This window comes from Legionella pneumophila subsp. pneumophila str. Philadelphia 1, from assembly GCF_000008485.1.
GTDB classification, from domain to species: Bacteria; Pseudomonadota; Gammaproteobacteria; order Legionellales; family Legionellaceae; genus Legionella; species Legionella pneumophila.
Map to the genome: position 1 here is coordinate 58,909 of NC_002942.5, position 22,108 is coordinate 81,016.

Sequence of the window (22,108 nt, forward strand, 5' to 3'; positions counted from 1 at the left end):
AAATCTGAACAATGTTGGATTAAAATAATCCAACATTGTTTTCGTCTTATTGCATGGTTCTTGATATTGCTTTTCCAGTTGCTTTAATATCTTGTTTAGCTCCTGTTACAGTCCCCTTGACAGTATGGCATGCAGCTAATAGAGCAATGCTGATACTGAGAGCCCCTAACTTGATTAAATTCCTTTTTAAGTTAAACATAACTCCTCCTTTATACTTATAATTCATTTGAATTTTAAACGCCCGTTTTTTACTTGCTGCTGTATGTCTTGGACAATTGGAGGCACGCAGGTTGTTAAACGAGCCATATAAAAATCAAATAATTACGTTGGTATTTTTAGTTAATTTTCATAAAAAGAATTCTTTACATAAAGAATAGAAGAGTATTCTTAATTTTCAAGATACAATTTCTATCCAATGAAACAGTCGGGATTTACGAAAAAAGTAATCGCCAGAATTCGCTCTTGTTACAAAATTATTTGTAGGTAATAAAACTGATACGCCCCGTTCGCTCCAAACGAGCTTCTTTCACTGTTGTCAAATCACTTGCATTTAATTTTTCTCTGAAAACCTGCCTCAAATCTTCTTCAGTCACTTGATGTCTTTTCAAAGCACTCCAAATGAGCTGCCCATCTTGTATTAATAGCACCGATTTCCCTTTAACCAGTTTTCCAAATCCGTGGGAATAAAAGGAACAAAGAGCAAAGATCCAATGTAAAAAAATAAGTAAACTGCTCCCAGCCATTGCAGATATTAAAGTAGAGTTGCCATTAATTGCACGACTTAACACGGCGCCAATGACAAATACAAAAATATAATCAAATGCTGTTTCAAAATTGAATCGGGTATTGCCAACACGGATGATAAAAATTGCGAAAACGTAGATAATAAAAGTTCTTATAAAAAGATATAAAAGGTTTGGATCGGAATTAATATTATGGAGGTAGTCAAGCCACATATCTGTTTCAACAAATCACTTATCCCAAAACTATAAATAGAATTGCTTTTCTTTTGCAATAACTTTATCAAATTTTAAATGGATTGCTTTTGAATGCCTGTCTGGATAGAGAGTTAATCTGTTGTTTATAAACATCAATTTCGGCAGATAATCCTCTATCCGGGCATATAAAACCTTATTTTCTCAGATTAGTTCTGATAATTAATTGATATTCACGTCGTTTTTTCTTTCATAAAGAGTTCATTAAGCTTGTCTTCGTAAAAATGGTAATTTAATACCTGATACAACTCTTCGCGAGTTTGCATCTCTGCCAGAATATCGTTTTGGCTGCCGTTTTTGCGGATTGTGTCGTAAACTTTTTCTGCAGCGGCACTCATTGCCCGAAATGCACTTAAAGGATAAAGAGCCAGGCTAACTCCTACTTCCTCTAATTCTTCCAGCGTAAATAATGGAGTAACTCCAAATTCAGTGATATTGGCCAATACCGGAACATTACATTGCTCAGTTAGCGCCTGATATTCCTCAAGTTTACGTACTCCTTCGAAGAAAATCATATCTGCCCCGGCTTCAATATAAGCACTAATTCGCTCCAGCGCCTTATTTAATCCTTCATTCGCCAGGGCATCAGTTCTTGCCATAATAACAAAATCAGGATCAGTTTTCGCATCCACAGCGGCCTTAATACGATCTATCATTTCTTCTTTTTCAACCAATGCCTTACCCGGGCGATGACCACATCGTTTCGCTTGAACCTGATCTTCAATATGTACCGCTGCTGCCTCAGCTTTAATCATTTCTTTGATAGTCCGTGCGATACTAAAGGCTCCACCCCATCCTGTATCAATATCGACCAGGAGGGGTAAATCAACGGCACTCATAATGCGCCGTACGTCTTCGAGTACATCATTTAATGTGGTAATGCCCAAGTCTGGTAAGCCGTAAGAGGCGTTAGCTACTCCTGCTCCTGAAAGATAAATTGCATGAAATCCTGCTCTTTTGGCTTGCAAAGCGGTATAGGCATTAATTGTTCCTACAACTTGCAATGGTTTTTCATTCATTAACGCTTCGCGTAGTTTTTTTCCCTGGCTGTATCGAAAATTTGACATTTGGTTTCCTTGTTTTGCCTAAGATGAGAATTTATCAGGACTTACGAAAAATCCCAATCTCTTTGTTAAAAAAAGTTTTTAATTCGGTCATTTAGTTTATCTAAATGAGAGATGGCAAAAATCAATTACAAATCATGAATAACCCAAACATTTGGCTCAATGTATATTCCAATATCCTTTTCTTTATTGATAGTTATAGGATTTAATCCGCCTTTAACAAGATATTGACCTGTTTGAAGCAATGGATGACCGAGCCATTGTTCCCACTGAGCAACATTCGCTGTGATCACGCGTGATCGCTGGCATGGATAAGCTATTTTTCCTCCCAGTTGTGCATGAACTCTTAACCAAGGATCAAAAATAGTATTATCCACTCTTTTCCACTTCAAATAATCCTCTAGGGAAATAAGCGGGTAGTTTTCTTTTTGGCTAGGTCTGGCTGGCACTATTAGTGCTTTATATTGAGCCTCCTGTGCACTGGCTTTTAACCGATTTAATAAGAGTTTGCTTAAACCAAGTCTTTGGTAAGCCGGATTCACTGTCACTGATACAGCAGCAAGATAATTTGATTGGGTTAAGGGTGTTGTAGATTCCAGATGAGACAGGACCCAATTTAATCCTTCTTGTGGCAAATTATCGAGTGATTGATCAAGCGCTACTGGCAAAGAATTAATAACAGCTACTACCTCACCATTATAGTGAGATAGCCATTGGTATAAAGGATAATGACTATAGAGCTTAAAAAGAGTGTCATTTTTGATGCGTTGATAATCAGGCCAAATCTTTTGTCGTAAATGTAGAATTTTCTCTATCCAGTCTTCTTGCGCCTTGCCAGTTAGCCACATAAGTTTGTTAAGCATGAGCTTGTTCCAAAAGGTGTGCTTTTGCGTTAATTAAACCGGACCACCAATCTTCCATTATATCGATCGCCGCATACGCGCCATCCATTATTTCTTTTTCCTGGAGAAAAATATTGGGATCAACGTGCTCTTCAGCAAGCGTATGATCCATAAACTTGCCTAACTCATCTTTATGCGCCTGTTCTACTCCATCCAGGTGTAAATCATGGAATTGCTTGATGCGAGAATTCTCAAAATCCAAACCTTTTCTTTGACAAAGCTCGGCGCTTATTTCTTTAAATAAAATATGCTCAAATATTGCAGCTGTTTCAGTAGCGTACATAACGCCAAGGGTTTTGGATGCGTTAATCACAATCAAGGCTTCAAGGCGCATAAAAAACTGTCTGGTTGCCACATACGGAATCCTGTTTGTTACATCCAGGCCGATTTTTTTTAGTGCATGCCGATACATTTGAGCATGATTTTTTTCTTCGTTATAGTTAGCGAGTAACTCTTCAGAAACTCCGGGATCAGAAAGCGACTTGGTTTGGATATGAGAATTCATTAAAAAACGAGTATTATTTAACGAAAACTGATAATGCTCCATGGTTATCCATTCAAGATAACTCGTCGAAAATTTTTTTAGGTCACTAAAATAATTTAAAATTTCGGTAGTAAATTGGTTGTTTCTCTTATCCATGTATTCTCTTATCATGAAGCCTCCAGTCAGTATTAAAATCAATTCCAAGGGTTTACCATAACTATAAAGATCATATAATTAAAATATTATTTTATAATTATCTTGATAATTTTTAGTTATGATAAATTTTTCACAAATCCAGGTATTTATTACAATTGTCGAATCTGGTGGATTTATTGCTGCTGGAGAGAAGATGCATCGTTCACAGCCGGCAATAACTAATGCCATAAAAAAATTGGAGTCCAGCCTGGGCTTCGAACTGTTTGATAGAAAAGTATACCGACCTCAACTCACTGCGAAAGGTAAAGCTTTTTATCAAAAAGCAAGAGAAGTGGTCGCTCAATTTATGCAACTGGAAAATAGTGCTGAAACATTGAGATCCGGAGTAGAAACACAATTTTCTATAGATCTCGATATTGCTTTACCATTGCCAGGATATGCTCCGCTTATTCAATCTTTCATAAGACAATATCCCGAAACTTGTTTTTCACTAAGTAACAATACTTTTGTTCGATGTCTTGAGCGCCTGGAAAGAAGAGAGTGCCATTTATGTATAGCTGCAAGCCATATTCGTTCTCCACAGATAGAATATTTGCGTATGCCTTCCATACGAATGATTCCTGTTGCGAGCAGGGACTATTATGACCAGCATAAAGAAAGAATAAATAATCCCAAGCTGGGAATATACTGTATGCAAATTATGATAGCTGGCACGCAACAGGAATTATATCAACTCAAGATTGAGCCATTAAGTCATTCTATGCCCAAATGGTTAGTGGGTGATATGTATATTCGTAAACAACTGATTTTATCGGGTATGGGTATTGGCCGTTTACCGGATCATCTGGTTGAAAAGGAGTTGGCAGAGGGCTCTTTGGTTCAGTTAAATACCAGGGATTATGTAGCCGTTACTATGGATATTTATGCTATGCGGTTAAATAATCAAGAGCATGGCATGGTCTCCAATTATGCTTGGCAATCACTAAAAAGTTATGCTGAAGACACGGTATCTCCCGATTTGAAATAACCAATTTTTGCGTTTGCTTGCTAATTCAAGCAGTTTGGTGGATCGAATATTTGAAAAACAGGAGGTGATTCATTGACATAAAACCAAGATAAGCCTAAATTTAAATCAAAAAGACATAAAATTGATCTCCAGTTGGATATTATAATGATTGATTTTAAAATAAATTCCCAACCTGATGATGAATCTTGCGGGCCAACCTGTTTACATGCCATATATCAATATTATGGCTTGGATATCAGTTATGAAGAGGTGGCAAACCAGGTAGAGAGCTTTTTATCTGGTGGAACAATAGCGCCCATGCTTGGTAAACATGCCTTGCAATTGGGATTTAAAGTCACCCTTTATGTCAATAATTTACAATTGTATGACCCGACATGGTTTAATAGCGATGGTTCATCAAATACCGACGTTCTGAGAGAAATGCTCATGCAACAAATGAGGTATAAGCGTAACCAGTATCTTGCCCGCGGAACACATGCAGCACTTGATTTTCTGACTTTAGGGGGCGCTATCTATTTTCGATGCCTAACTGCAGAAATTTTAAAGGAATATTTTGCCAGGCAGATTCCCATATTGACAGGGCTTAGTTCAACCTATCTGTATAACTGCAGTCGTGAATTATTCAACAATGAAGGCAAATCGAGGAGTGATCCTATTCGCGGCCTACCGTGCGGACATTTTGTTGTACTGTGCGGATACAACCAAAAACATCGCTTAGTAGTGGTCGCTGATCCTTACAAAAAGAATCCGGTTTCAGGTGATAATTATTACACCGTATCCATCCATAGATTGATTAACGCAATTATGTTGGGAGTAGTGACGCGTGATGGTAATTTATTGATTATTGAACCGAAAAACTCGTAGACGAGCAGCAAGTTCGAACTATCCCAGACCAAGCAATTGTATTACCAGATTTTTAATATTAATTTAAATAAAACAGTGCGAGTAAATATCTTCTTTATCATTCGCTAATAATTCATATACAATGGATGCCGGTTAATTTAAAGAATATAACGACACCTCCAAAATGAGCCGAGATGAAAATTGACAGCTGGTGAGTAACGTAATAGCAAAAGCTTCTCATGAAGAAATTTTGGAAATTATCAATAATTTAATGGCTTTCTATTTTTATGGGTTTAACTTTTCTCAAAGGTCATAAGTATGGGGCAAGGTGAAGAGCTGGTTTCTATACATTTTGTTACTAAGAGTGAAAGTCTATTCCGAGCTTCGGTTAATTCATTAATTTTTAAATTAAGTTTTTCAATACGCCTTTCAGCCATATCTCTTACGCGCTCTCGATCATTTTTAGCATCAAACTCCAATAGTTCTTTTATTTCTTTTAAAGTAAAGCCTGCTTTTTTGGCTAAAAGGATAAACTTTAAGCGACTTATATCATCGTCACCATAACGCCTTATTTTTTCAGCTCCAAGTTCTTTGTTAAGCAACGGAACATGAAGCAGTCCCTGGCGTTGATAATAACGCACGGTTTCAATGCCAACTCCACATAATTTAGCAAATTCACCAATTTTTTTATTATTCATTACTTGACTCCGTACTATAGTACGTACTCTATATTACTATTTATAGACCATTAATCATAGGGGATAGAAATGAATCATACTTCAATTAAAAAAGCAGTTTTGTATCGCATGGTGATAGAACATCATGTTTGCCCTTATGGTCTCAAAGCTAGAGATTTATTAAGACGTCAAGGCTATGAGGTAGAAGATAATTGGCTAACAACCCGTGAACAGGTCGAGGCGTTTAAGGATAAACACAATGTGAAAACCACACCTCAGACTTTTATCAACGATGAGCGTATAGGGGGTTATGACGATTTACGGCGTTACTTTGGAAAGAAAGTAAGAGATCCAAAAGAAAAAAGTTATCGCCCCGTCATCGTACTGTTTGCGATTACCGCTTTAATGGCGATGGCAGTGAGTTATACTCGCTTTGCCAATCCTTTTACACCACATGCTTTAAGCTGGTTTATTGCATTTAGCATGGCAGTTCTTGCTTTATTAAAGCTCCAGAATATCGAAAGCTTCTCAACCATGTTTTTAAACTATGACCTCCTGGCCAAACGCTGGGTTCCTTACAGCTACATTTACCCATTTGCTGAAGCTTTAGCAGGGATATTAATGATTGCAGGAGCGTTAAATTGGCTTTCTATTCCAATTGCCTTATTTATTGGAACTGTAGGTGCTCTTTCTGTTTTTAAAGCCGTTTATATCGACAAGCGTGAGCTTAAATGTGCCTGTGTGGGAGGTGATAGTAACGTACCTTTAGGATTTATTTCTCTCACTGAAAATTTAATGATGATAGGAATGGCTTTATTCATGTTGCTTATGTAATTCAGCTAGCAAGCGTAGCTCTGATGAAGTGGAACGAAATCCGGGAGTATGGCTGCGCTTGTATCAGAGCTACACTAGCTATACACTGTCAACATATAAAAAGTCGATCATCGAGCTATCGATATCCAGGGTTGTTAAAGTTCTCTTAAGATAGACCTTATATAATGAACATTTTTTATATTTATTGCAGTTCTGCCAGATGAGCAAAGAAATCAAGAAGAACCTACAGAACAATAATTCAGCCTTTGTCTACTTGCGCAGCACGGGGCTCGCCACAAACTCTCTGTCGAGCATTCTGCAGTACATGACACGCATCATTGTACTTACGGAAAGCGCGGGCATTGCCCTGGGCATTCTGGGAGTGCTCTTTTCAGTCATTGGTTTTGTAAGCAGTACTATTGCAAGAATACTTGATCCAACAGCCTCTAAATTAAGTCGTGTGATGTCGGCTGGTATTCTCATTGCAGCTGCAGCAGGGGCTATACCACTCATCTATCTGGGAACGTTATTCCCCGCGATGTGGGTATATCTTGGTATAGGCATTATGGGGTTTGGCATACTTAATTCGTCATACTACCTTTATTCGGACGTGCGTAAGGAAAGTGCACTCATAAATCAGTATAAAGATAACCCTGAACAATATGTGGAAAGTATTAAAGAAAAGCGACAAGCCAAGTACGAAAAACTTCTCAACACGCGGCTCGACGATAAGCAAGCACGAGTGCTGCTAGTTTTTAAGCTTTACCAACTTGACAAGAAATTAGCCTTTGCTAAACAAGAGGGGCCAGCTAGACTTTACGACATCGTATGCCATCGCAAGCACACCCGTAGTCTGGAGAGATTTATTGACCTTGGCACTTCTCTTACAAGCCTTATTGTTGGGGTGTCAGGCCTGTTTTGGGGAATCGCTGCCTGGCCAATTGGCCCCATATTGCTCGGTATATCTTTGGCTGTATTTTCTGTAAGCCTATCAAAGTCAGCGATACAGTTTTATAGAAAAGTTAATAAAAACAATGCGCTTTTAAAAGAAGTTCTCTCAAATGATAGATATGTATCACTTATTGATGCGAATCTGGACAACCCGTATGACATCGAAGAGATGGGCACTGTGGAAAAAACACAAGAGAAGGTTTGTACGCATGAGCTTTCACAAGAGTCTGCGCTCTCGAAAGACCAAGAACATAAAGAACATTATACCAAACTCTTCCAGCCTGTGAATAAAACCGCTCTCAGGCCAAACGATGAAGAGACCGATGAGCTAAGCTGCAAGCCGGTTCTACTCCAAAGGTAGTGGCACTATAATCTGGTTATAGCAATCTAACTCCTTGACTCCGCAATCAAAAGAGGATTAATGAGTATATTTTTCCAGGCACAAGAGCAGCAGGTCATATCATTGAACCACGTAAGCAAATGGCCAATGTGACCAAACTCTCAGGCATTCATTTTACGGATCATGATTTAAGACGAACTCTTATCACTATTGCCGAGGGGCTGGATACCTCGGCTTATGCTTTGAAGCGTTTGATGAACCATAAAATGAACGGTGATATCACTGCGGGGTACATCGTTACCGATGTTGATCGGTTGAGAAAGCCAATGCCACAAATTACCGATTATTTTTTAAAGTGTATGGGTGTCCAACCATCCGCAACACTAGTAGCAATTCGACCACAAGGAGCAGTTCATGAGTAATAAAATTAAAGTTCAAGATGACGCATTACCCTTAAACCAAGATTAAATTTCTTTAATTGACAAATAGAAGTGAAGAATATCCAAATAGTAATTTATATTGAGCGTTTCTTGATTATACGTAATGATATCAATCTATTGATTTTTCCGAGGGATCTATTTCATATGGTTTTTTCATTCTATATCACTTATACTCTTTTATAGAGGGCATATAAGAGTGAATATTATGAGCATCTTGATTAAATTCGAAAGCTTGGCTAAACAAGCAATCTTTTCCAGTAACAAAGATATCATTCTTCAATCGATTGGCCTGCTTGATATGATTAAGGCTAAAAATAATCAAAAAATAAGGATGACTTTATCTAATAGTTCTGAACAATTTGCTGATATGTCTAGGGTAGTTAGATAGTAAAAGGATTTATCATTAAGAAATTAGCTTTAGTTGGTTCAGGTATTAAATCTATATCTCATTTCACATTTGAATTTAATACTTACACTACCAGTGCAGATAAGGTTTTGTATTTGGTTAACGAGCCTATTACTAAACAATGGATAGAACGTTATTCAAAATTGTCAGAATCTCTTGATCCGATATATTTTGCTGAAAATGATCGACAGATTTCTTATGATAAAATAAGGGATAAAATTCTTACTGAGCTGGAAACACATAATTTTATTACGGTGGTACTTTATGGGCACCCTACAGTTTTCGCAGATCCTGGCTTACAGTCTATAATTATAGCTCAAAAAAAATCGATTGAAACAATAGTCTTACCTGGTATTTCTGTTGAAAATTGCCTCTATGCAGATCTTAAAATTGATCCCGGACAATTCGGATGTTTCCATGTAGAGGCAACAGAATTATTGCTATATGATAAAATTATCGATCCTACGGTACACCTTTGTATTTGGCAGCCAGGTATGATTGGCAATCGCTCTGTACCTAAACCAAATCAAAAAAGTAATCATTTAGAGTTACTAAGAATCAAATTAAAAAAATATTACCCAGACGACCATATATCTATTCTTTATGAGGCGTCAATGTACCCAGGTGTTGAACCAATAATACATAAATTCCCATTATATGATATTGAAGATCAAAACATTGGAACACTTTCAACATTATATATCCCCCCTCTTCCCCAAAGGAAACCTAATTTAGATATTCTGAAACAAATAACCTCATAGAATAAGCTACTAATTATTTAAGGAAAAATATGTTATCTGTACTGTCTTATCGATTAAGTTTACTGCCAAAATTATCAAAAACTTGCTATTTACTTCTTCTTTTTTCTTTCTTGGAATGTGTAGCAGGAGGGATTGCATACTATCTATCATTATATTTAGGAACATCAACACCCTTAACAAAATTACAAATTGGTCAGGTTGGTTCTATCGTTGGATTTGGAGCATTAGCTGGTGCGTTATGTTCTACTTACATAACAGATAAACTCAATAATAAAAATATTATAATTGCCAGTTTTCTCTTTCTAGGTTTAGGCTTTTTTTGTTTACCTCAAAGCATGAGTTTTCTGCTTATATCAGGTTGTGTCTTCATAATTGGTTTTGCAACAAGTATTTTTCTTACCACGAACAATACCCTCTTATTACAAAATGCCCCTCAAGATCAAAATAGCCTTCGCTTTATACAAAGTATGAAAATAGTCAGTGAAAACCTTGGTAATAGCTTTTCTATATTATTAATTATGTTTTTTGCAGCGCAATATTACGGTCAAATTTTTGAAGTAATTGGTCTATTTTTCTTCCTTTTTGCACTGAATACCATGAAATATTTAAATGTAAAGCAAAATTCATTAGAAGACTCCTCTTATGAAGAAAAAGAAACAAATCAACAAGGGAATAATAAACGACTTTATGTAACTATTAGTGCTGTATTTATAGTTGGAATTATCTATGCCCAGCAACGAATTGCATACCCACTTTTTTTACATGAAGCTTTTTCAAGTTTTACTATCACCGCAATACTTTTCTGGTTAGATCCTATTATTGTTTCTTTATTTCAGGTCAAAATAACAAAAATAGTATCCCCATTGAAAATATCTCATCAATTAGCAATAGGAGGGTTATTATTAGGTACAGGCTTATTTGCATTATTGATAGTCGATAGTATTGGAGGTGCAATCATGGCGTGTTTGACGTTTATTTTAGGAGAAATGTTATTTATGCCTACTTCCTTTGTACGATGCTATGAGTCAGCTGGAAATAAGCGTAAAGGCATGGTTGCTGGTGCATGGAGAAGTGCTTATTCCTCTGGTCTGATTGTTGGCCCTGTTTTATCAGGTTTCCTCATGGAGTATTATAGTTATAATGCCTGTTGGATATTAGCCGGAATACTTGGTTTTTTCCTATTTATTTTATTTAGCGTCAAAAAATAATTAAATACTATTTGAAAAAATCGAAACGCATCCTTTAAAAAAGGATGCATTAATCGGGAACCTCTTTTCACCTCTGAAGCGCTCATCCTGATAAGGGATAATTTCCGGTGATTTGATAATGCTATTTTCTTCAGTAGCTGGATGATAGAAATTAAAACTGGTTATTTTTGAAACCTCTTCAAGGATAGTATTTTTACATTCCCGAATCGGTAAAGTGAAATCCTTTTGATATTTATGAACAACATCAATTAAAGCGATAAGATCTGAAAGGGTGGTCGATGCATTCCTTGCTTTGGGTGAATAACTACATAGAGAGGGATACTGAAGAGAATAATAAACAGGTTTAGGATCCCGGTAATTATAATATGCAGGTATTGCTATAATGGGCAAATATTCTAACTTATAACATTCTGAATAAACTTCTTGAATAATAGATAATGGGAGTAATTCATCATCCATTGCAGGCGCAAAACCAAGTTTTGCACCTAGCAGTATCTCAAAAAGATGTCGTGCTGTTTCATAGATTAATAAATTGGATTTTAAATTATTCCTTTTATTGGTAACTCTATAAACGTGATTATAATAATCGCTATTTACTGCATATTCAGATCGATGGTTTGAAATCCTGTAAAAATAATCTCTAACTTCCTGCCATGCGGAGTCCTTACTGATTTTTTCAATCCAATTTTCAGAAAAATATAATACAGACGCACTCCAACCATTATTATCCCTGTTACCTTTAACTATATCTTGAAATATATCAGCATGCTCGTGATAAGAGCGAGGAGCCGACTTTGTAATATTATGATTCTTTTGTATTCGCGAATGCATAATTCCACACCCAATTTTGGGAATCATAAAATTGGATTTTGAACCGGCTGTAACAAAAAGAACCCCATTTGGTAAATGGGTTGCTGTGTAACCATAATTAATAATATGTCCTATACTAAAAAATGTACCTGGAGGATCAATATATATAGGAAATGTCCGGTTAATTTGCTCATCGGAGGTATTTAAAAACCATTCAAATGATTTATTAAAAAAAACGCCTAATGGACTATTAGTCAAACCATAAGCCAAATCATTTAAAATCGATGGGGGAGTATATTCTGAATCAAGACGAACATATTGACCTGTTTTAGTTGGCAAAAATATCCCATCATCATCACCAACCAAATCTCCATAACCATAATCTACGAGATACATTGCAAATTTATTATCTGGAGAGAGTTTATCAACTAGTTCAAAAAAAACCGGATTAATGGTTTTCATGATGTTCCTGATATCAGTCCAAAAAACTTTTTTTATTGCTAACATTTTAGTACAAGAAATTAAATAGTATGTCCCAATTCTAATCAAAAAAATAACTTTACTCTACTATTAGTTCAGACAAATTGTCAGTATAAGTTCATGAAGTTAAATGATTTAATCTTATCTTCAAATTGAAGTTTTTATAACAGCATTTTGAATCAAGGTTTGTTAGTAAATCTTTAAGTTACAAGGAAATGTAAATATGTTTAAATCAGTCCAACAACGTACAATCCAGAATGGTCAAGTTATTCCATTCTATCATTCCACTAATGAACTGGCACATATCCAAAATATTCTACAGTCTCAAACTCCATTGGTATCTTTGAAGGAGATTAATAAATTCCGTCAATTGATAGCAAGAGCATCGGTAGGAGAGTATTTTTTAATACAATCGGGTGACTGTGCCGAAAATTTTTATGAGTGTGACAAAGACACAACCCATGCAAAATTAGATTTTATTCGTCACTTAGCCACATTTTTTCATCAGAAAACTGGCTGTAGCGTGATCCAGGTTGGTCGGATTGCAAGGCAATATGCGAAGCCTAGAAGCAATCAGTATGAAATTTGCCAGAATAAAAGAATCTATTCATATTTTGGTGGCATGATTAATCAGTCTCAAGAAACTCAACGACGTCCCAACCCTTGGAGGATACTGTTGAGTTATAATTGTTCAGCATCTATTTATCGCAAGATTAATCAATGGAATCGAGGAATAAACCCAGAACAAAAAATATATACGAGCCAAGAAGCTTTTTTATTTAATTACGAACAATCATTAACACGGTGGGATGAACGAACAGGATTATATTACAACCTTTCAACACATTTCCCATGGCTTGGTAAAAGGACAGTAAGCAGCTTACAGCATATTAACCATTTAAAAAAAATTGCAAATCCTATTGCCGTGAAAATAGGCCCAGATACCCCTATCAAGAACCTTGTAAAGGTCATCAATGAATTAGATCCAAGTTATATTCCTGGACGTATCACCCTTATTCCTGAATTAGGAGCGCAAAATGTCTATCACATTTTACCGCAGTTAATTGATGCGGTGAAAAGAACAGATCGCACTGTTTTATGGAGTTGTGATCCCATGCATGGAAATACTGAAACTCTAAGTTCGGGAATAAAGATTAGAAAACTAAGTAACATTGTTGAGGAAATCAAAAATTCATTTTTTATTCATAGAAAGATGGGTAGCCAACTTAATGCTATCCATCTTGAAGCAACACATCAGAATGTCACAGAGTGCATGGATTATAAATCATCTCATTGTGAATCAATAAGCGACCTTAAGAAAAACTACAAAAATCTATTGGACCCTCGATTAAATTATGCACAAACGCTGCATGTCATTCAGTGTGTTGCAAAATATTACGCAAATTCTTAATAAAAGGTCTGGACATGGACGAACTAAAAAAAAGAGCTTATTTAGCTTTAACCAATATATCCAGAAAAGTAATTTTAACACTGTTAATTGAATTAAGGAGTAATTATGAGCAGTTTGAAAAATGAATATTATAAAAGAACCCAAAAAGAAAAAGATTTTCAAAATTACAATGGAAAAGAATTAAAGAAAATACATCTGTTTATGAATAAAATTTATCATCAAATATTATTTGGTGATAAACCAATAGATAATAAAGTATTCCATGAGTTTAAAAAATATGAATCTTCATGGATGGCAAATGAAAAGAACTATTTTTTAACAAAATATGATTGCAATGTAATTGTAAAAGATGAGTCTCTTGTTAGAGGCGTGTTGCAAAAACAAGAGGTATTTAATCATCCTATCTTTGATTATTTAATGCATGATGCCAGCATTGAGGACCTCAAAAAATTCGCCTATAGCGAATCAATTATGAATTTGGAATTCTTTGACTATTTAGCATTAGCAGTGATAGGGGTTTCTGCTCAAGCAAAGGTAGAAATTATGGCAAACCTTTGGGATGAGGCAGGCCAAGGATGTGCTGAGAAATTTCATACTGTATTGTTTCAAAATTTTTTAAACGATTTGGGTATAACCTATGATCGAAAACAAATTTTAGAAGACCTGTCCTGGGAAGGAGTGGCTGGAATTAATTTATTCAATTACTTTTCTATCTATCCTTTTAATAAAACTAAGTATTTTGGCATGCTTGCGGCAACAGAGATGCTTGACCCTCCCCATTATAACAAATTAATAAAAGGCATTATGAGAATATTTAGTTCGCATAATATCGATCACTCCTATTACACCGAACACGAACTAGTGGACGCTCAGCATGCGAGTGGGTGGCTTAACCATGTCGTCATACCAGAGCTAGCACGTAAGCCTTATAAAACGCAGGATTTTTGGTTGGGTTTTTACATGCGACTGGATTCGACCAAAAAATATTATGACCAATTATTAAATAGCTTGATCATGAAAAAAGCTGCGTGAGGTGGATGATGTCTTACATGCTTGTCTCAAATGAAAAGGTAATTGCAGAAGAATGGAAAAAATATGCAGGATACACTGTGCGGCCTTTACCTAGTACCTGTGCCTATTATAAAGATTTAATTCAATCTAACTCTAATAAGGACTCATTTTTAATTTATGGTGGAACACCAGAAATCAGATCACTCTTTCAGGAATCAAATTTAAAGGTCACCTTAACGGATCAATCTGAGTTAATCATTCGTGCCATGGGCTATCTAACAATGGGTGCAGCATCTATTGCTGCCAATGAGGAACTTGTTGTAACCAATTGGCTTAATTTAGAGGGAATTGCTAATGATTCATGTGACTTCCTCATTGGTGATGATGCGATTAATATGGTTGAGTGGACTCAATTTGACTTGTTCTTATCTAATGCCAATCGTGTTCTTAAAAGTAATGGCCTATTCATTTGCCATTTATTAGTGAAACCACAGGAGTGCTTTATAACGAATACAATAGATGATGTTAGGCGTGAGTATAAAGAGGGAGTGATTAGGACTAAGTATGACTTAGCTAGTAGATTAAACTTTATCTGCTATGACACTAATTCCTATGCTATGGGTTGGCAAAATACTATTGAACAGCTAGGAATCAATCAGTTGGATCAGTTCAAGCCAAGTTTTGATTTTGTAGGTACATTTGGACGATGTAATAGCAAGTTTTATTGCCCTCCCCAAGATGCATTTGAGCGTTTACTCAATAACTATTTCCATATTGAGGAAGTATTTTATCCACATGAGTATGAGTATTGTCAGTTCGAACCAGTTTATGTATTACGTAAAAAATAGCATAAGGAACTTGCACATGAGCATTCATTTAATTAACTACACAACACAACCAGAATTCATTAAATTAATCGTACAAGAATATAAAAATTTTGACTTGACCAAAAAAACAATTCTTTTTATAGAGCCTTATGGCGCTGTTCTTTCATTGCTAAGGAGAGGACTTGAAAAAAAGTATAATATTATTGTTTTAACAGCCAACAGTGATTTTAGAGTGGTGCCTGAGGAGTTTTTAAATCAGGCTGCACTGAATATCAATATAGATACTGCAAATAATAACAGTGTATTGGAGCTTGCTGGTACATTACAGCAGCATATGTCTATAGATGCAGTCATTCCAGGTTTTGAATATTTTGTTCCTATTGCTTCAAGAGTCAGTGCCTTATTGAAAGTACCTGGGATTGATTGTAAACACGTATTAAATCTTAGAAGAAAAGACCTCATGCGTGCTGCTTTAAATAAAGCAGGTTTGAATAGTCCACGGTATTACTTAGTAACCTCTTTGGATGATATTAATGAAGCAGTAGATTATATTGGATTTCCGGCTATCTGCAAGCCTATTGATGCTGCAGGAAGCGTTCACGTTAAAAAGGTTAAAAATAAAAAAGAATTGCTCGAGGCTGCTAACCGGATATTAAATGGCAATGATGTTCTGTGGGGGCATAAATTATCTAGTTCTTTACTATTAGAAGAGTATATCGATGGTAAAGAATACAGTTTGGAAGGAACAGTGCAAGATGGTGTTATTGCTCATTTTAGTACTACTGAAAAATTTGTTTCAGATCAATCTGAGTTCATCGAAATAGGGCATATTGTTAATGCGCCCATTGAACAGCAGTTGCATACAAAGATTCAAAACTATATTGATCAGGTTATAAAAATCCTTGGCGCTGACAATTGTCCATTTCATGCCGAAGTGCGATTGCGACGTGATGGGGAACCAGTGCTTATGGAAATTGCAGCCCGCTTAGCAGGTGATAAGATTGCCGATTTGCTTTGTTTATCTCGTGGTATTAATTATTTTGATTATGTTTATGCGGCCTATCTGGGTATAAAGATGCCCTTAGTAGAAATGAAAAATAATTATGCAGGTATTCGTTTTTTTTATCGTCCGCATACAGATATGTTTACAATAGTAACGGGTATGGATGCTGCGAAGTTGCAGACTATAGAAGATATTGCCATTTACTATAATGCTCATGTAGCAATTCCTGAGTTTCCTAAACCCTTACGTCGCTTGGGGCATGTCATCGCTAAAAGTGAGGATTATAATAAGCTCTCTAAAATGCTTCATGATATTGATTCAGACATTCATTTTAACTGATAAAAATAAAGGAGAATCGAATGTCTCAATCTAATGTTATTATTGTTCATGGTGCCTATGGTCATCCATTTGAAAATTGGTTCAATTGGATGAAGACTGAATTAGAGAGTTTAGGTATTGAATGTTTTGTTCCACAACTGCCTACGCCAGATGGCCAGGAATTAAAGAACTGGCTTCACGTATTTAATTCCACAGTATCACCAATGATTACTCATGATACGATTTTAATCGGCCATAGCTTGGGATCGGCATTTTTATTGAGGTGGCTTGAGCAAGCTAATCAGTCTGTATTTAGCACTATTTTAGCAGGTTCGTTTATAGGAACTGTTGGCATACAGAAATTCGATAAAATTAATGAGAGTTTTTTTGAAAATGGGTTTGATTGGCATTCAATAATCAATAAATCCAAACAGTTTTTTTGCTACCATGGGAGCAACGATCCTTACATATCAAGAAGTAACTTTAATTTTATTGCAAACAATCTACAGGCTAGAAAAATTATCATCTCTCAAGGCGGGCATCTCAACGAAGCAGCGGGTTTTTCGTCATTTCCCCAGTTACTTATTCAATTAAAATCATTATTAGGTATTAATTATGGCAAATTTATTTAGTTTTTTGTTTCTTGGAACACTGGGCTGGGGCATGTCACTCTATTTAATGAAAATATTATTGGTGTCTTTAACGCCAACGGAAATTGTTTTGTATCGAATGGCAATTGGGGCAGCTTCTCTTTTTATCTTAGCTAAACTATTTAAATTAAAAACGGATAATATTCGTGGGTTAATTCTGGACGGAATAATAGTTGGTACATTTAACATGACGCTGCCTTTTTATCTGACAACCTATGCAGTAAAAACTGTATCCAGTTCATTAGCATCCGTTATTAATGGGCTTACACCGCTGTGCACCTTAATATTGGGTATGGTGTTTTTTTCTTCGAAACAAAAATTAGGTGTATTGAATCTATTGAGTATCGTGCTTGGATTTATTGGAATAATTATTATTAATTCAGATGTGAGTATTTATCAAGGTTCAGCTGTTGAATTTATAGCTCTTCTAGCAACAACCATTTCATACGGAGTTACTGCTAATTATTTCAAATATCATGCTCGTACTAAAGAGCCAATACTTGTATCAGCGGTTTCGGCATTCGTTTCTGCAATTACAATGCTTATTTTTAAATGTGCAACGGAATCCTCAATTAACTCCTGGGGAATACCCCAAGGCATGAATCAGATAATCGCTTTGTTATGGTTAGGAATTATTGGATCAGGATTTTGTTTATATCTCTACTGTTCGTTAATCCAAAATGCAGGTGCAGTTTTTGCGTCAATGATTACCTACCTTATGACAATAACAGGGGTTATCATGGGGATGATATTTTTGCACGAAACAATTTCTCATCAGGTCATGATTGGTTGTATATTCATTTTTTTCTCCTTGATATTAGTAAACCACGCGCCTTTGCTTGAAAAGATATTGGTTTCTATATCAAGGCAAATTTCATTAAAAAGTGCTCGTAGATATGAACTAAATCAGTAGATCAACTCGTGATATATTTCGTTATTTTGTATTTTAAAATCGGTACCAAAACTGGTACCAAGCTTCAGGAAGGGAAAACTTGGAATTCGCCAAAACCCAGACTGGGATTGGCTCCCCGGACAAGACTCGAACTTGTGACCTAATGATTAACAGTCATCCGCTCTACCGACTGAGCTACCGGGGAATTGAGGCGGAATCTTAAAACGATTCCGCGAGAGAATCAAGAGGTTTTTAATATATTTTTTAACTGCAGAAACGTTGTAATCGGTTCAAGGCATCTTTCAGGGTGTCAATACCGGTGGCGAAGGATATTCTGATGCAGCCTTCTGTGCCGAAGGCGGAGCCTGGAACCAGTGCTACACCTACTTCATTCAGCAATTTTTCGGAAAATTCGATGTCATTGGCGTAACCTCGTTTTTCGATAATCGCCTGCACACTGGGAAAAATGTAGAAAGTTCCGTCGGCGGGGATGACCTCTATGCCATCGATGCTTTGCAATCTATCGGCCACGTAGTCGTGCCTTTGGTGGAAGGCGTTCACCATTTCTTCAATGCTTTCATTGCTGCCATTCAAAGCGGCTACGGCAGCTCTTTGGGCTATGGAGCATGGATTGGATGTGGATTGGGATTGAATGGTTTTCATCGCATTGATTAATGGTGCAGGGCCTGCCGCATAGCCTATCCGCCAGCCTGTCATGGCATAAGCTTTGGACACGCCATTTAATACGATCGTTCTGTCATATAATTCAGGGCAGGCATTGAGGATGTTCGTAAAGGGTTGGCTCCAGATAATATGTTCATACATATCATCCGTGGCAATCAGTATCTGTGGATGTTTTTTCAAAACGTCGCCTAATTCCTTTAACTCGTTCTGGGTGTAGGCTATTCCAGAGGGGTTGGAAGGGCTGTTCAGGAAAATCATTCGTGTTTTTGGAGTGATGGCTTGTTCCAGTTGTTGTGCATTGATTTTATAACGCTGCGCGGGAGTAGTTTCAATGATGACAGGAACGCCATCAGCCAGCAAAACCATGTCAGGATAGGATACCCAATAAGGAGCGGGAATGATGACTTCATCGCCAGGATTAAGGTAAGCTTGGCAGAGGTTATAGCAGCTTTGTTTACCCCCTACGGAGACCAATATCTGATTGAGTTGATAATCCAGTTCATTGTCTCTTTTGAATTTGTTTTTAACCGCTTCCTTTAGTTCGACTATCCCATCAACGGCGGTGTATTTGGTATCACCTGCTTCAATAGCAGAGATGGCGGCTAGCTTTATATGCTGCGGCGTGTCAAAATCAGGTTCACCAGTTCCAAGGCCAATGATATCAAGCCCCTGGGCTTTCATCTGAGCTGCTTTTGCAGCTACGGCAAGGGTAGGTGAAGGTTTTACTTTTTGTACACGCTTTGCCAATGCGATATCCATCTGTTGCTCCTGTGAATTATAGGGGTACTAGCATATAATATAAAATATGAAAGACTTATTTAAAATTTACTCAAATTACCAACCTGCCGGCGATCAACCTACAGCCATAGCCTCTTTGATTGATGGTCTTGAATCAGGTTTAGCCAAACAAACATTATTAGGCGTTACCGGTTCTGGTAAAACATTTACTATAGCTCATGTTATTCAAGCCATGAAAAGACCCACTTTGATCATGGCACCGAACAAAACGCTTGCGGCTCAACTTTATGGAGAGTTTAAAGCCTTCTTTCCTGATAATGCCGTAGAATATTTCGTTTCCTACTACGATTACTATCAGCCCGAAGCGTATGTGCCTGCTTCAGATACTTTTATAGAAAAGGATGCCTCCATTAATGAACATATAGAGCAGATGCGCTTGTCGGCAACCAAAGCGTTGATTGAACGCAAAGATGCCATTATTGTAGCGACGGTTTCTGCCATTTATGGATTGGGCGACCCGGATTCCTATCTGCGTATGTTATTACATCTCTCCCGTGGAGAACAATCCGATCAGCGTAAAATTTTAAAGCGTCTTGCAGAAATGCAGTACACACGAACCAATCTCAGCCTTGAGCGCGGTCAATTCCGGGTACATGGTGATGTCATTGATATTTTCCCGGCTGATTCCGAGAAAGAAGCGATAAGAATTGAGCTTTTTGACGATGAGGTTGATAATATTGCCCGCTTTGATCCTTTAACGGGAGAAATTTTACAGCGGTTGCCCCGTGTCACTATTTTTCCTAAAACTCATTATGTCACTCCCAGAGAACGTATTTTAGAAACAGTAGAAAAAGTAAAAGTAGAATTACAGGAAAGGCTGGCTGAGTTGAATGCTCAAAATAAGTTGGTAGAAGCTCAGCGTTTGGAGCAAAGAACTTGTTTTGATATTGAAATGATGTTGGAGTTGGGTTATTGCTCTGGCATTGAAAATTACTCGCGTTATTTATCCAACCGCGAAGCAGGGGAAGCACCGCCTACTCTTTTTGATTATCTCCCGCCCGAAGCCTTGCTAATTATCGACGAATCGCATGTTACTGTTCCTCAAATAGGTGGGATGTATCGCGGAGACAGGGCGCGCAAGGAAACCTTGGTTAATTATGGATTTCGCCTGCCTTCTGCCTTGGATAATAGGCCTTTGCGTTTTGAAGAATTTGAAGAGCGTTCGCCGCAGACTATTTATATTTCAGCAACTCCAGGGCCTTATGAACAGGAACATTCGGATAATGTGGCTGAACAAGTGGTAAGACCGACTGGATTGATTGATCCTGAGGTGGAAATCAGGCCGGTAAAAACTCAGGTGGATGATCTTATGTCTGAAATCAGACAGGTGATCGCTCAGGGCAGCCGTATTCTTGTCACGACATTAACCAAACGCATGGCAGAGGATTTGACAGAGTATCTGAGTGAGCACGGGATCAAGGTGCGCTATTTGCATTCCGACGTCGATACGGTTGAGCGCATGGAAATTATTCGTGATTTGCGTTTGGGTGAGTTTGATGTTCTGGTAGGGATTAATTTATTGCGCGAAGGTCTTGATATGCCCGAGGTTGCTCTTGTTGCGATTTTGGATGCTGACAAGGAAGGTTTTTTACGATCGGAGCGTTCTTTAATTCAAACGATTGGCCGTGCAGCGCGTAATGTGAAGGGGCGAGCTATTTTGTATGCCGATACCATTACTGGTTCGATGCAAAGAGCATTGACGGAAACAGAGAGACGACGTGAAAAGCAAAAAGCATTCAATTTGGAACACGGCATTACTCCCAAGGGTATTAATAAGTCTGTTGAGGATATTTTGGAAGGTGCCTATATCGGTAAACGAAAAACAGTGGTTGCTGAAAAATCTCCCCAATATACTCATTGGTCTCCTCAGGAACTGGTAAAACAGATTAATGCGCTCGAAAAACAAATGTATTCTCATGCTCAAAACATGGAATTTGAATTGGCAGCTAAAATTCGCGATGAATACCTGCTATTAAAAGAGCAGTTGATGAAGATATAACCCGATGGGTACCGGATTTTGAACCCTTAGGTTCAAGTGGGCAGCGAATGCATCGGTTCAGGCTTCCCACTCTATTGGTGGGCTTGCTCAACGCCGATAACAGGATGCTTCCCTGGCTGTGAGTGTTGGTTCTAAAATCACTCGCCATCGGGTTAATT

At 37.2% G+C, this 22,108-nt stretch carries 22 protein-coding genes, 1 tRNA gene, 1 other RNA gene and 1 pseudogene; 15 read left to right on the plus strand and 10 right to left on the minus strand.

Features of this window, described 5'->3' with window-relative positions:
• Positions 1 to 46: 46 nt before the first annotated feature.
• The 5 genes from LPG_RS15200 to LPG_RS00275 form a co-directional block, all read right to left on the minus strand.
• Complete coding sequence (locus tag LPG_RS15200; RefSeq protein ID WP_162839583.1) at positions 47 to 199, minus strand: hypothetical protein; 153 nt, start codon at positions 197 to 199, stop codon at positions 47 to 49.
• A gap of 274 nt (positions 200 to 473) precedes the next feature.
• Positions 474 to 956 (minus strand): DUF421 domain-containing protein, encoded by a 483-nt coding sequence (locus tag LPG_RS00260; RefSeq protein ID WP_010945813.1) that lies wholly within the window; start codon positions 954 to 956, stop codon positions 474 to 476.
• A 212-nt stretch (positions 957 to 1,168) separates the two neighbouring features.
• Positions 1,169 to 2,062, minus strand: coding sequence for a methylisocitrate lyase (prpB, locus tag LPG_RS00265; RefSeq protein WP_010945814.1), 894 nt, complete (start codon positions 2,060 to 2,062; stop codon positions 1,169 to 1,171).
• 125 nt (positions 2,063 to 2,187) lie between these two features.
• Positions 2,188 to 2,922, minus strand: a complete 735-nt coding sequence (locus tag LPG_RS00270; protein ID WP_010945815.1) for a GNAT family N-acetyltransferase — start codon at positions 2,920 to 2,922, stop codon at positions 2,188 to 2,190.
• A complete protein-coding gene (locus LPG_RS00275; protein WP_016356703.1) occupies positions 2,915 to 3,616 on the minus strand; it encodes a DUF3865 domain-containing protein in 702 nt (233 codons plus the stop codon). The genes LPG_RS00270 and LPG_RS00275 overlap by 8 nt, the downstream gene beginning before the upstream one ends.
• A 103-nt stretch (positions 3,617 to 3,719) precedes the next feature.
• Between LPG_RS00275 and LPG_RS00280 the strand changes: the two genes are divergently transcribed.
• Together LPG_RS00280 and LPG_RS00285 are read left to right on the plus strand one after the other, a co-directional pair.
• Positions 3,720 to 4,628, plus strand: coding sequence for a LysR family transcriptional regulator (locus LPG_RS00280; RefSeq protein ID WP_010945817.1), 909 nt, complete (start codon positions 3,720 to 3,722; stop codon positions 4,626 to 4,628).
• A gap of 144 nt (positions 4,629 to 4,772) precedes the next feature.
• Positions 4,773 to 5,492: a C39 family peptidase gene (locus LPG_RS00285; protein WP_016356704.1), complete on the plus strand. Its 720-nt coding sequence runs from the start codon at positions 4,773 to 4,775 to the stop codon at positions 5,490 to 5,492.
• 272 nt (positions 5,493 to 5,764) lie between these two features.
• Here LPG_RS00285 and LPG_RS00290 read toward each other — a convergent pair whose 3' ends face one another.
• On the minus strand, positions 5,765 to 6,169 hold the full coding sequence (locus tag LPG_RS00290) for a MerR family transcriptional regulator (protein WP_010945819.1): 405 nt from the start codon (positions 6,167 to 6,169) through the stop codon (positions 5,765 to 5,767).
• A gap of 69 nt (positions 6,170 to 6,238) precedes the next feature.
• On the opposite strand from LPG_RS00290, the gene LPG_RS00295 reads away from it, so the two are divergent.
• From LPG_RS00295 to LPG_RS00320, 6 genes and pseudogenes are all read left to right on the plus strand, one after another.
• Positions 6,239 to 6,982 (plus strand): glutaredoxin family protein, encoded by a 744-nt coding sequence (locus tag LPG_RS00295; protein WP_010945820.1) that lies wholly within the window; start codon positions 6,239 to 6,241, stop codon positions 6,980 to 6,982.
• A 199-nt stretch (positions 6,983 to 7,181) separates the two neighbouring features.
• A complete protein-coding gene (ceg2, locus tag LPG_RS00300) occupies positions 7,182 to 8,273 on the plus strand; it encodes a lpg0059 family Dot/Icm T4SS effector (RefSeq protein WP_016356705.1) in 1,092 nt (363 codons plus the stop codon).
• Positions 8,274 to 8,314: 41 nt separating this feature from the next.
• Positions 8,315 to 8,674, plus strand: a pseudogene (locus tag LPG_RS00305) (integrase); the annotation flags it as partial.
• A gap of 223 nt (positions 8,675 to 8,897) precedes the next feature.
• Positions 8,898 to 9,080, plus strand: a complete 183-nt coding sequence (locus LPG_RS00310; protein WP_015444964.1) for a hypothetical protein — start codon at positions 8,898 to 8,900, stop codon at positions 9,078 to 9,080.
• A gap of 14 nt (positions 9,081 to 9,094) precedes the next feature.
• The gene (locus LPG_RS00315; protein WP_072363793.1) at positions 9,095 to 9,859 is read left to right on the plus strand and encodes an SAM-dependent methyltransferase; all 765 of its coding nucleotides are present in this window, start codon (positions 9,095 to 9,097) and stop codon (positions 9,857 to 9,859) included.
• 29 nt (positions 9,860 to 9,888) lie between these two features.
• Complete coding sequence (locus LPG_RS00320; RefSeq protein ID WP_010945823.1) at positions 9,889 to 11,067, plus strand: MFS transporter; 1,179 nt, start codon at positions 9,889 to 9,891, stop codon at positions 11,065 to 11,067.
• On the opposite strand, the gene LPG_RS00325 is transcribed toward LPG_RS00320, so the two are convergent.
• Positions 11,068 to 12,339 (minus strand): hypothetical protein, encoded by a 1,272-nt coding sequence (locus tag LPG_RS00325; RefSeq protein WP_015444962.1) that lies wholly within the window; start codon positions 12,337 to 12,339, stop codon positions 11,068 to 11,070. It abuts the gene before it with no gap.
• A gap of 241 nt (positions 12,340 to 12,580) precedes the next feature.
• On the opposite strand from LPG_RS00325, the gene LPG_RS00330 reads away from it, so the two are divergent.
• The 6 genes from LPG_RS00330 (at position 12,581) to LPG_RS00355 (ending at position 18,490) form a co-directional block, all read left to right on the plus strand.
• Positions 12,581 to 13,768 (plus strand): 3-deoxy-7-phosphoheptulonate synthase, encoded by a 1,188-nt coding sequence (locus LPG_RS00330; RefSeq protein WP_010945825.1) that lies wholly within the window; start codon positions 12,581 to 12,583, stop codon positions 13,766 to 13,768.
• Positions 13,769 to 13,873: 105 nt separating this feature from the next.
• A complete protein-coding gene (locus LPG_RS00335) occupies positions 13,874 to 14,800 on the plus strand; it encodes an iron-containing redox enzyme family protein (RefSeq protein ID WP_010945826.1) in 927 nt (308 codons plus the stop codon).
• Between the two features lie 5 nt (positions 14,801 to 14,805).
• Positions 14,806 to 15,627, plus strand: a complete 822-nt coding sequence (locus tag LPG_RS00340) for a class I SAM-dependent methyltransferase (protein WP_010945827.1) — start codon at positions 14,806 to 14,808, stop codon at positions 15,625 to 15,627.
• A gap of 16 nt (positions 15,628 to 15,643) precedes the next feature.
• Positions 15,644 to 16,948 (plus strand): ATP-grasp domain-containing protein, encoded by a 1,305-nt coding sequence (locus tag LPG_RS00345; RefSeq protein WP_015444960.1) that lies wholly within the window; start codon positions 15,644 to 15,646, stop codon positions 16,946 to 16,948.
• A 20-nt stretch (positions 16,949 to 16,968) separates the two neighbouring features.
• Positions 16,969 to 17,559 (plus strand): RBBP9/YdeN family alpha/beta hydrolase, encoded by a 591-nt coding sequence (locus LPG_RS00350; protein WP_015444959.1) that lies wholly within the window; start codon positions 16,969 to 16,971, stop codon positions 17,557 to 17,559.
• The gene (locus LPG_RS00355) at positions 17,543 to 18,490 is read left to right on the plus strand and encodes a DMT family transporter (RefSeq protein WP_010945830.1); all 948 of its coding nucleotides are present in this window, start codon (positions 17,543 to 17,545) and stop codon (positions 18,488 to 18,490) included. The genes LPG_RS00350 and LPG_RS00355 overlap by 17 nt, the downstream gene beginning before the upstream one ends.
• A 108-nt stretch (positions 18,491 to 18,598) precedes the next feature.
• On the opposite strand, the gene LPG_RS00360 is transcribed toward LPG_RS00355, so the two are convergent.
• Together LPG_RS00360 and LPG_RS00365 are read right to left on the minus strand one after the other, a co-directional pair.
• Positions 18,599 to 18,674, minus strand: a tRNA-Asn gene (locus LPG_RS00360).
• A 59-nt stretch (positions 18,675 to 18,733) separates the two neighbouring features.
• Entirely contained in the window at positions 18,734 to 19,912 is a 1,179-nt protein-coding gene (locus LPG_RS00365; protein WP_010945831.1) for a pyridoxal phosphate-dependent aminotransferase, read from the minus strand.
• A 46-nt stretch (positions 19,913 to 19,958) separates the two neighbouring features.
• Between LPG_RS00365 and uvrB the strand changes: the two genes are divergently transcribed.
• Positions 19,959 to 21,950: an excinuclease ABC subunit UvrB gene (uvrB, locus tag LPG_RS00370; protein ID WP_010945833.1), complete on the plus strand. Its 1,992-nt coding sequence runs from the start codon at positions 19,959 to 19,961 to the stop codon at positions 21,948 to 21,950.
• Here the strand turns inward: uvrB and ssrS are convergent.
• Positions 21,945 to 22,107: non-coding RNA, 6S RNA (gene ssrS, locus LPG_RS00375), on the minus strand. The genes uvrB and ssrS overlap by 6 nt on opposite strands.
• Between the last annotated feature and the right edge of the window lies 1 nt (position 22,108).

Coding starts and splice junctions, on each gene's coding strand:
- LPG_RS00340 (WP_010945827.1), top strand. CDS start 14,806: ATGATGTCTTACATGCTTGTCTCAAATGAAAAGGTAATTGCAGAAGAA.
- LPG_RS00350 (WP_015444959.1), top strand. CDS start 16,969: ATGTCTCAATCTAATGTTATTATTGTTCATGGTGCCTATGGTCATCCA.
- LPG_RS00325 (WP_015444962.1), bottom strand. CDS start 12,339: ATGAAAACCATTAATCCGGTTTTTTTTGAACTAGTTGATAAACTCTCT.
- LPG_RS00330 (WP_010945825.1), top strand. CDS start 12,581: ATGTTTAAATCAGTCCAACAACGTACAATCCAGAATGGTCAAGTTATT.
- LPG_RS00285 (WP_016356704.1), top strand. CDS start 4,773: ATGATTGATTTTAAAATAAATTCCCAACCTGATGATGAATCTTGCGGG.
- uvrB (WP_010945833.1), top strand. CDS start 19,959: ATGAAAGACTTATTTAAAATTTACTCAAATTACCAACCTGCCGGCGAT.
- LPG_RS00355 (WP_010945830.1), top strand. CDS start 17,543: ATGGCAAATTTATTTAGTTTTTTGTTTCTTGGAACACTGGGCTGGGGC.
- prpB (WP_010945814.1), bottom strand. CDS start 2,062: ATGTCAAATTTTCGATACAGCCAGGGAAAAAAACTACGCGAAGCGTTA.
- LPG_RS00295 (WP_010945820.1), top strand. CDS start 6,239: ATGAATCATACTTCAATTAAAAAAGCAGTTTTGTATCGCATGGTGATA.
- LPG_RS00345 (WP_015444960.1), top strand. CDS start 15,644: ATGAGCATTCATTTAATTAACTACACAACACAACCAGAATTCATTAAA.
- LPG_RS00365 (WP_010945831.1), bottom strand. CDS start 19,912: ATGGATATCGCATTGGCAAAGCGTGTACAAAAAGTAAAACCTTCACCT.
- LPG_RS00290 (WP_010945819.1), bottom strand. CDS start 6,169: ATGAATAATAAAAAAATTGGTGAATTTGCTAAATTATGTGGAGTTGGC.
- LPG_RS15200 (WP_162839583.1), bottom strand. CDS start 199: ATGTTTAACTTAAAAAGGAATTTAATCAAGTTAGGGGCTCTCAGTATC.
- LPG_RS00270 (WP_010945815.1), bottom strand. CDS start 2,922: ATGCTTAACAAACTTATGTGGCTAACTGGCAAGGCGCAAGAAGACTGG.
- LPG_RS00335 (WP_010945826.1), top strand. CDS start 13,874: ATGAGCAGTTTGAAAAATGAATATTATAAAAGAACCCAAAAAGAAAAA.
- ceg2 (WP_016356705.1), top strand. CDS start 7,182: ATGAGCAAAGAAATCAAGAAGAACCTACAGAACAATAATTCAGCCTTT.
- LPG_RS00260 (WP_010945813.1), bottom strand. CDS start 956: ATGTGGCTTGACTACCTCCATAATATTAATTCCGATCCAAACCTTTTA.
- LPG_RS00275 (WP_016356703.1), bottom strand. CDS start 3,616: ATGATAAGAGAATACATGGATAAGAGAAACAACCAATTTACTACCGAA.
- LPG_RS00310 (WP_015444964.1), top strand. CDS start 8,898: ATGAGCATCTTGATTAAATTCGAAAGCTTGGCTAAACAAGCAATCTTT.
- LPG_RS00280 (WP_010945817.1), top strand. CDS start 3,720: ATGATAAATTTTTCACAAATCCAGGTATTTATTACAATTGTCGAATCT.
- LPG_RS00320 (WP_010945823.1), top strand. CDS start 9,889: ATGTTATCTGTACTGTCTTATCGATTAAGTTTACTGCCAAAATTATCA.